Source organism: Alteromonas infernus (assembly GCF_902705815.1).
In genome coordinates this window covers 1-551 of the sequence record NZ_CACSIG010000058.1, presented here as the reverse complement: position 1 = coordinate 551, position 551 = coordinate 1, and the positions used below count along the sequence as shown (strand labels likewise).

The 551-nt window shown below is 47.2% G+C and carries 1 pseudogene; it reads right to left on the bottom strand.

Features of this window, described 5'->3' with window-relative positions:
- Window positions 1-551 (bottom strand): annotated as a pseudogene (locus ACX5J7_RS14860) (aminotransferase class I/II-fold pyridoxal phosphate-dependent enzyme); the annotation flags it as partial.

The following is a 551-nucleotide window of genomic DNA, read 5'->3' as shown; positions in this document are numbered from 1 at the left end:
TAACAACAATAGGCTTAAGGCCCCCGCCGCCGCATTAGTAAATGACTGGCGCAGTTGCCTGTTAGGAATAATGGCGAATGACGTGCCCAAGCCTGCAATATTAAAGGTCTTACTTGCAGCCATCAGCGTAACGCTATTATCGGCAAGATTGGCTTCACGCCCAGCGGGTATGTGCTGTTTGCCCTCTTCAAGAATTAGGTCACAGTGAATTTCATCTGAACAAAGCGTAACGTTATTTGCATTACAAATGTCGGCAATGCGATCTAACTCTTCTTTAGAAAGTACCGAACCCACAGGATTCATTGGGTTACACAGAATAAACAGCTTACATTTAGGGTCTGCCGCTTCTCGCTCTAGTGCATCAAAATCTAGTGTATAGCGCGCGCCTTCCACTTCGTTAATCGTCTCTGAGCTATCGCCGTTATCATGTTGAACCACCGTACCAATATCAACGCGCTCTAAGCCGTTTAGTTAGGTGCAGCTAACAATGGCGGTATAATTGGGGGTCTGGATAACGCACCTTATCCCCGTGGCTCGCAGTAAGCCTTGCA